General features: G+C 68.6%; 5 protein-coding genes and 1 pseudogene. 5 read left to right on the top strand and 1 reads right to left on the bottom strand.

Annotation, left to right across the window (positions count from 1 at the left end; all coding sequences use genetic code 11):
* Positions 1–16 precede the first annotated feature (16 nt).
* Positions 17–2152 (top strand): SpoIIE family protein phosphatase, encoded by a 2136-nt coding sequence (locus tag DEH69_RS17545; protein ID WP_113687926.1) that lies wholly within the window; start codon positions 17–19, stop codon positions 2150–2152.
* Positions 2153–2431: 279 nt separating this feature from the next.
* Complete coding sequence (locus tag DEH69_RS17550; RefSeq protein WP_258534744.1) at positions 2432–2839, top strand: PGPGW domain-containing protein; 408 nt, start codon at positions 2432–2434, stop codon at positions 2837–2839.
* 16 nt (positions 2840–2855) lie between these two features.
* Here the strand turns inward: DEH69_RS17550 and DEH69_RS17555 are convergent, their stop codons facing one another.
* Complete coding sequence (locus DEH69_RS17555; protein WP_113687932.1) at positions 2856–4445, bottom strand: amidohydrolase family protein; 1590 nt, start codon at positions 4443–4445, stop codon at positions 2856–2858.
* Positions 4446–4543: 98 nt separating this feature from the next.
* On the opposite strand from DEH69_RS17555, the gene DEH69_RS17560 reads away from it, so the two are divergent.
* The 3 genes and pseudogenes from DEH69_RS17560 to ltrA all read left to right on the top strand — a co-directional run bounded on the left by DEH69_RS17560 (position 4544) and on the right by ltrA (position 7788).
* Entirely contained in the window at positions 4544–4945 is a 402-nt protein-coding gene (locus DEH69_RS17560) for a RidA family protein (RefSeq protein ID WP_113687933.1), read from the top strand.
* A gap of 143 nt (positions 4946–5088) precedes the next feature.
* A pseudogene (locus DEH69_RS17565) lies at positions 5089–5745 on the top strand (ISL3 family transposase); the annotation flags it as partial.
* 657 nt (positions 5746–6402) lie between these two features.
* The gene (gene ltrA, locus DEH69_RS17570) at positions 6403–7788 is read left to right on the top strand and encodes a group II intron reverse transcriptase/maturase (RefSeq protein ID WP_113687928.1); all 1386 of its coding nucleotides are present in this window, start codon (positions 6403–6405) and stop codon (positions 7786–7788) included.
* Positions 7789–8028: the final 240 nt, after the last annotated feature.

Here is an 8028-nt window from a genome sequence, read left to right on the forward strand (position 1 = left end):
GACATAATGCACTTTCATGCGGAAAGCTCAGCAATCCGGACTCGCCGTGCTCGACCCCCTGCTCCGCCAGGCGGTCACCGAAAGCGGCGCCTATGGCGGAGGCATCTTCCTCCTCCCCCCGGGTGAACGCACCCTGTGGCTCGCCATGGTCACCGGCCTCCCCCGAGAGTTCACCACCCCCTGGGCCCGGATCTGGCTCGACGCCAACACCCCCACCGCCCTCTCCCTGCGCGAACGACGCCTCATCTGGACCGCCGTCGGCGACCTCCCCCGCCACTACCCCGAATCCGCCGTCGCCGCCCCCTACGCCTTCGCCCTCGCCGACCTCCCCCTCATCCACGGCGACCACGCCTGGGGCGTACTCCTCCTCCTCTTCCCCGGCGACCACCCACCCCAACTCACCGACGCCGAACGCCACGCCACCCACACCGCGGGCGAACGCCTCATCGCCGCACTCCAAGAAGCCACCGACCGCGGCCAACCCATCAGACCCGAGGAACAACCCCGCCTCGCCCTGCGCCACAGAAACCGCAGACACCCCCCCGAAGCAGCCCACGCCGCCACCGACTTCGCCGAACGGCTCCCCGGCGGCTGCCTGGCCATGAACCTCTCAGGCAAGGTCACCTTCGTCACCCGCACCGCGGCCGAACTCCTCGACGAACCCGCCCACAGCCTCATCGGCGCCCTGCCATGGGAAGCCCTGCCCTGGCTGAGCGACCCCGTCTTCGAAGACCGCTACCGCAGCGTCCTCTTCAGCCGCACCCCCGCCTCGTTCACCGCACTGCGCCCCCCCGACCGCTGGCTCACATTCGAGCTCTACCCCGACGCCAGCGGCATCAGCGCACGCATCACCCCCGCCGAGGTCCCCGCCGACGCCCCGGCAGGCGCCCCCGCCATCTCCGCGGGAGAACCCCCCGGCCGCCTCCCCAGCCGATCCGTGCCCACCCGCGTCGGCGCCCTCTACCACCTCATGCGGCTGGCCGCCGTCCTCACCCAGGCCGTCGAAGTCAACGACGTCATCGACTTCGCCACCCACCCCATCATGTCCGCCTTCGGCGCCCAAGGGCTCGCCCTCCTGGCCGTCGACAACGGCAGACTGCGCATCATCGGCCACCGCGGCTACCCCCCAGAGGCCATCGCCCGCCTCGACGGCGCCCTCCTGCGCACAGCCCCCACCCCCGCCACCCGCGCCCTCAACAACGGCGAAGCCACGTTCTACACCAACCCCCACGAGATGGACCGCGTCTACTCAGGCATGTCCACCCTCACCGGCAAAGCCGCCTGGGCCTACCTGCCACTCATCGCCTCAGGACGCCCCGTCGGCTGCTTCGTCCTCGCCTACGACCGACCCCGCGACTTCCCACCCGAAGACCGCACCCTCCTCACCTCCCTGTCCGGCCTCGTCGCCCAAGCCCTCGACCGCGCACTGTTCTACGACGCCCAGCACCAACTCGTCCGCCGCCTCCAATCCGGCCTGCTCCCCGGCACCCTCCCCCACATCGCCGGCCTCGACGTTGCCGCCCGCTACCTGCCCGCCACCCGCGGCGTCGAGATCGGCGGCGACTTCTACGACCTCATCGACCTCGACGACACCACCTGCGCCGCCACCATCGGCGACGTCCAAGGCCACAACGTCACCGCCGCCGCCCTCATGGGCCAGGTCCGCACCGCCGTCCACGCCACCGCGGGCACCGCACCCGGCGAAGTCCTGGCCCGCAGCAACCGCCTGGTCGCCGACCTCGACCCCGGGCTGTTCACCAGCTGCCTCTACGCCCACGTCGACCTCGCCGACCACCGCGCCTGCCTGGCCACCGCGGGCCACCCCCCACCCCTGCTGCGCGGCACCGACGGCCAGGTCTCCGTCATCGACATCTCCCCGGGCCCCCTGCTCGGCATCGACCCCGCGGCCGACTACCCGACGACCGAGGTCGCCCTCCCACCCGGCGCCGTCCTCCTCCTCTACACCGACGGACTCGTCGAACGTCCCGGCATCGACCTTGGAGCTTCCATCGGTGATCTGGCAAGCGACTTCGGACGCCACGGCGATCAGCCGCTTGAGACTCTGGCCGACACCCTGCTCCAGGTGTCCTCGCGACACGGGACGGGTGGCGACGACGTCGCCATGCTTCTGATCAGCCCCACCCCCCTCTGAATCCTTGCCCTGGGAAGGGGGGGAACGCGGTGTCCGGTCGCCTCGTGCCCTCGTGCCCTCGTGCCCTCGTGCCCTCGTGTCGGCGTGGTCGCGGTCAGCGTGAGCGAGCCGACGGGCCACCCCCCCGGGCACCCCCGCGTCCCCATGGCCAGCGGCGAGGACTTTCGGCACGTACCCCGCTCTCCTTGGCGGCCGCGGCCTGCTGTACGCGGTCGGCGCGCGTGGTGTCTTCGCCTTGTGTTACGGGCGCGATTACGGTGAAGGCGGCACATTACGGGCGTGGGCGTGAGGATCGGTATGGGCTATGGGAAACCGTTGAGACGTGTGCTGGTGCTGGCTGTCGGGGGTGTTCTTCTCCTGGTCGGCGTGGCCTTGCTGGTTCTCCCGGGTCCAGGGCTGCTTCTGGTTTTCGCGGGTCTGGTTGTTCTCGCCCGAGAGTTCCCCGGACTCGCCCGCTATGTCGAGCTTGTTGAGGCCCGTGCCATGCGGGCCGCCGAGGACAGTGTTTCTTCGCCCTGGCGGCTGGCTGGTTCCGCCCTGGTGGCGCTCGTTCTTATCGCTGGCGGCGTCATGTGGGGCCTGCTGTCCGACCTCCCCTTCTCCAACTGGAGTACTGGTTCTGCTCTCATCGCCTCGGGCGTGGTTCTTGCTGGTCTCCTCTGCTGGAGCTACCGCCGCATGCGCTGATCTTTCTCACGGCACCTCACCGCGTCCCCTCCACCGTCCGGCGCAACGCCCGTCCCGCCAGCGCTCCCGTGTGCCGCCCCTCCGCGATCACCGCCACACCTCCGACGTATACCCGCGGAATGCCTACGGGTGTACGTCGCGGCTCTTCGAAGGTCGCCCGGTCACTTACGGTCTGGGGATCGAACAGCACGAGATCCGCGTGATACCCGGGTGCTATCCGCCCCCGCCCCACCAGACCCAGCCGCCGTGCCGGGCGGCTCGTCAGTCGTGCTACACATTCCTCGAGGCCCAGTACCCCCAGTTCCCGTACATAGTGCCCGAGATACCGCGGGAAGGTCCCCCACGCCCGTGGATGCGGTTGCTCTGCCCCCATCAGTCCGTCACTGCCACCCGTGTGCGCTGGATGCCGCATGATCGCCCGCACGTTCTCCTCGTTGCCCACGAGTTGCGTGATCGTCGTTGAGAGCCTGTCGTTCAGCAGCAGCCGCCGGTACACCTCGAACGGAGCTTGTCCCGACGCCGCCGCGAGTTGCGCCACCGTCCTGCCTACGGCTTCCCGGTCCCGTGTGCCGGAGATGCGGATGGTCTCCCATTCCACCGGGACGCCGTGACACCCGTCCGATCCTTCCTGCTCCAGTACCTGCCGGATCCGCGCGAGCGCCGCCGGATCCCGCAGCCGCGCCAGTGTTGTCTCGGGGCCTCCTTCTGCTGCCCAGCTCGGCAGCAGTGCGGCCAGGCTGGTCGATCCCGGCAGATACGGATAGGTGTCGAGCGTGAGATCGAGCCCGTCGGCCAGGGCGGCGTCCAGCAGTCCCAGCAGTTCGGGTGCCCGCCCCTGGTTGATCCTGAAGTTCAGCGTGGCGTGTGTCAGGTGCAGTGCGCATCCCGAACGCCGCGCCACGTCTATCATCGCCGCGTACGCCTCCAAGGCGCCCGCCCCGTAGGAGCGGTGGTGTGGTGCGTAGAAGCCGCCGAACCCGGCCACCACCCGGCACAGCTCCACCAGTTCCTCGTCCGAGGCGTACATCCCCGGCACGTATGTCAGCCCGCTCGACATGCCCACCGCTCCCTGCCGCATCCCCGCGGCCACGTGCTCCCGCTGCCTGTCGAGTTCCGCCGTGGTCGGTGGCCGGTTCTCCCAGCCCATCACCAGCATGCGCACCGAGCCCTGCGGCACCAGGTAGCAGGCGTTGACAGCGATCCCGCGATCGAGCCGGTCCAGATACTCGCCGATGCTCTGCCAGTTCCAGTCGAATCCGGGCGGATCCCCGTTCCACCCGGCGGTCGCCTGCCGTACCTGCGGCAGTGTCACGTCGTCGACCGGCGCGTATGACAGCCCGTCCTGTCCGAGCACCTCGCACGTCACTCCCTGGCTCACTTTTGCCACATGCTCGGGATCGGTCAGCAGCGCCAGGTCGGAGTGCGCGTGCATGTCGACGAACCCCGGGCTGAGCACCAGCCCCGACGCGTCCACCACCCGCCGCCCGGTCAACCGCCGCGCGCCGATCTCGTCGATCCGCCCGCCCGAGACGGTCACATCGCCGACGAACCGGGGGGTCCCCGTCCCGTCGACGACCGTCGCCCCCCGGAAGACCAGATCCGCCATCGCCCCGCCCCTCTCGTTCTCCCGCCGCTCGGCCACCGGCCCCCGTGATGGATACTGCTGACCACATCTGAGGAAGGGGAGCCGAAGTGAGTGACGCCGTGGGTGACAAGGTACAGATCCGTACCGGGGGAGCACCCGCTCCCGCCTGGGTCTTCTCCCAGGGAATCCGCAAGGGCCCGTTCCTCCAGGTCTCCGGCCAGGGGCCCCAGGACCCCGCCACCGGCGCCTACGTCCACCCCGGCGATGTCCGCGCCCAGACCCGCCGCACCTTGGAGAACATCAGAGCCGTCCTCACCGCGGGCGGCGCGGACGTCGAGGATGTGCTGATGTTCCGCGTCTACCTCACCCGGCGTTCCGACTTCGCCGCCATGAATGAGGCATACGCCGAGTTCGTCACCGAACACTGCCCCAGTGGCGTCCTGCCCTGCCGCACCACCGTCTTCGTCGAACTGCCCCACGAGGCCATGCTCGTGGAGATCGACGCCCTCGCCGCGGTGTGACGCCGCGGGCGCGGCATCCCGGTTGTGCGCAGGTGCCGCCGTTGCGGGCGATCAGCGCCTTCGACCCGTCACCGTCGGGGAGTGTCTAATCAACGGCCCTGTCTCGCATTCGGTGGTGACGGAGAGTCGTGAGGGTCGTTGACATTCGCGTGAAGGATGTCAACGAGCTTGTACGGACAGTGTTCTCGGGCCTGTCGCCGCTGGTCATCGAGGCTGTGGCCGACGTGCCGGTCGACGACCGCCGAGTGGTGGTCCGTGTGCGGGTGCGGCGTCTGGTGTGTCCCACGCTCGGCTGCTGTCACACCTTCCGCGAACAGGTGCCCGGGGTGCTGGAGCGCTATCAGTGCCGCGCTATCCGTCTGACCAGGCACGTCAAAGCCTCGGTCAAGGAGTTAGCAGGCCGGGCAGGGGCACGATTGCTGGTGATACTCGCGATGAGCCTGTCGCGTCACACGGCACTGGGTACCCTGCTGCGTATCCCGTTGCCCACCAGGCGGGTGCCCCGCGTGATCGGTGTCGATGACTTCGCTCTGCGCTGCCGGCACCGCTACGCCACCGTGGTGATCGACGCCGGGACTGGCGAGCGGATCGATGTGCTGCCCGACCGCACGGCCCACACCCTGGAAGCGTGGCTGCGCGAGCATCCGGGCGTCGAGGTCGTGTGCCGCGACGGCTCCGCGACCTACGCCGAGGCCGTCCGCCGCGCTGTGCCCGACGCGGTCCAGGTCGCAGACAGGTGGCATCTGTGGCAGGTGCGCCGTGAGGCGCTGATTGATCGTGTGGAGGTGAGAGACCGTGCGCCACGAGGCGCTGTGATCCGCGTGCGGGTGTGAGACCCGCACCGTCGTCCCGTCGCAGCGGGACGACAGAAGCAGGGGGTAGCTGGCCCCGGCGAGTCGGCCGGGTCTGGTGGAGAGCAGCCCCGACAACGACGGGACGCACCGGAACTACCGGACGGTGCGGGTCCGGCAAGCGAGACGGGAAGGTGGACGCGAGGAACCAGCGGTGTAAAGCCCCTCAAGACCTCCGCCAGCTCAAACCCGGTGGATCTGGGCTGGATCGCGGTGCGCACTGCCCGTCTGGGCAGGAACTCCTGGATCGGATTGATCTTGTCGGTCGGGAGGCCACGGAGAAGGACTGCGGCGTAACCGTGGCGATGCCGCAGGGGCAAAGCTGGCCGCCTCACCCGACGAGCGGATCACAGTGAACGTGGGAACCACCTCGAAGCTTTCGTCTCAGCGCGCTCTCCAGGTGCGATGGGGCGGGAAGGCGCGACGTCCGCCGACGGCCCGAGGTGGGGCGGAGGGCTGGTAGTAGTCCGGGGGCGGGAAAGCCGTCCACATGGCGAAGCAGCCCAGCGGATTCACGTAGTTGAGGAACTGCAAGGGACGGAGACGCTGGTGAATACCGGTGATCTGTGGCCCGACCCCGTTGGGGCCTGGCTGCGGGTACGACGGATGCAGACCAAGCTGCACCAATGGGCGGTCGATGATCCCGACCGCAGGTTCGACGATCTCTACAACCTTGTCCATCACCCCGACTTCCTCACCGTCGCGTGGGAGAGGGTGAGGGGCAACAAGGGCGCGCGCACCGCCGGCGTGGACCGGGTCATCCCGGCCTTCATCGCCGACGACGCCGACATCGTGGCTTTTCTGAAGAACACGCGGGAGCAGTTGAAGGCCCGCACGTTCACTCCTCTGCCGGTGCGGGAACGGATGATCCCCAAGCCGGGCAGCGGGGGAAAGCTCAGGAGGCTGGGGATTCCCACCGCGATGGACAGGCTCGTGCAAGCCGCTCTCGTGCTGGTCCTGGAGCCGATCTTCGAGACGTCTTTCAAGCCGGTCAGCTACGGCTTTCGCCCCGAACGACGAGCCCATGACGCGATCGCTGAAGTGCACCACTTCGGCACCAAGGGCTACCACTGGGTGCTGGACGCGGACATCGAAGCGTGCTTCGACAACATCGCACACTCCGCTCTCCTTGAGCGGATGCGCCGACGAGTCGGAGACAAGCGGGTTCTCACCCTGGTCAAGGCCTTCCTGAAGGCAGGCATCATGTCCGCCGATGGCGAGACCAGGGACACGAACACCGGCACACCCCAAGGCGGCATCGCCTCGCCACTGTTGGCGAACATCGCCCTCTCGGCACTGGACGAACACTTCTGCGCCAAGTGGGACGCTCACGGCAACGGCGGCAGGCGGACAGCACACCGCCGACGCGGAGGCGCCACATACCGAATCGTCCGCTACGCGGACGATTTCCTGATCATGGTGTGTGGCACCCGAGCTCACGCGGACGCGCTGTGGGAGGAGGTCACGGCTGTGCTCGCCCCTCTGGGGCTCCGCCTGTCCGAGACCAAGACCCGCGTCTGCCATATCGACGAGGGGCTGGACTTTCTCGGCTTTCACATCCAGCGGAGGCGCAAGAAAGGCACCAGCGAGCACTACGTCTACACCTATCCGTCGAAGAAGGCGCTGGCCTCCATCACGGGCAAGGTGCGGGCGATGACGAACAAGAGAGGTCAACGCACTCTCGCCGACCTGCTCCGCCAGCTCAACTCGGCGGTACGGGGATGGTGTTACTACTTCCGGTTCGGGACGTCCACAGCCACGTTCCACTATCTCGACGACTTCTGCTGGCGTCGAGTGACGCTGTGGCTGAGGAAGCAGCATCCCGGGATCGACTGGAGGACTCTGCGGCGCCGCTACTTGACCGGCGAGCCCGGTTGGCGGCCCGCGGAGGACGGGATCACGCTGTTCGTCCCGCAGCGGGTGAAGGTGACCCGCTATCGCTGGCGTGGATACAGCATCCCGACACCGTGGGCGAAGACCGCGACGGTGTGAACCGCGCGGCCCCAAGGGAGTCCGTGGAGCGCCGGATGCGGTGAGAGCCGCATGTCCGGTGCGGAGGGCGGGCCGGGGAAACGGGCTGGTCACAAGGCCAATACCGCGCCCCGGTCCGACCCCTACTTCGCCGCCGTCCTGTCGCAGCAGGGCGGTGAAGCTGGGGGCAGCCCGAACCGGGAGGTGCGGGAGTGTCCAATAGACGGCGGATCTGATGATCAAGGAGACGCCTGATGAGCG

This window comes from Streptomyces sp. PT12, from assembly GCF_003311645.1.
GTDB lineage: Bacteria > Actinomycetota > Actinomycetes > Streptomycetales > Streptomycetaceae > Streptomyces.

Coding starts and splice junctions, on each gene's coding strand:
- DEH69_RS17545 (WP_113687926.1), top strand. CDS start 17: ATGCGGAAAGCTCAGCAATCCGGACTCGCCGTGCTCGACCCCCTGCTC.
- DEH69_RS17555 (WP_113687932.1), bottom strand. CDS start 4,445: ATGGCGGATCTGGTCTTCCGGGGGGCGACGGTCGTCGACGGGACGGGG.
- ltrA (WP_113687928.1), top strand. CDS start 6,403: ATGCAGACCAAGCTGCACCAATGGGCGGTCGATGATCCCGACCGCAGG.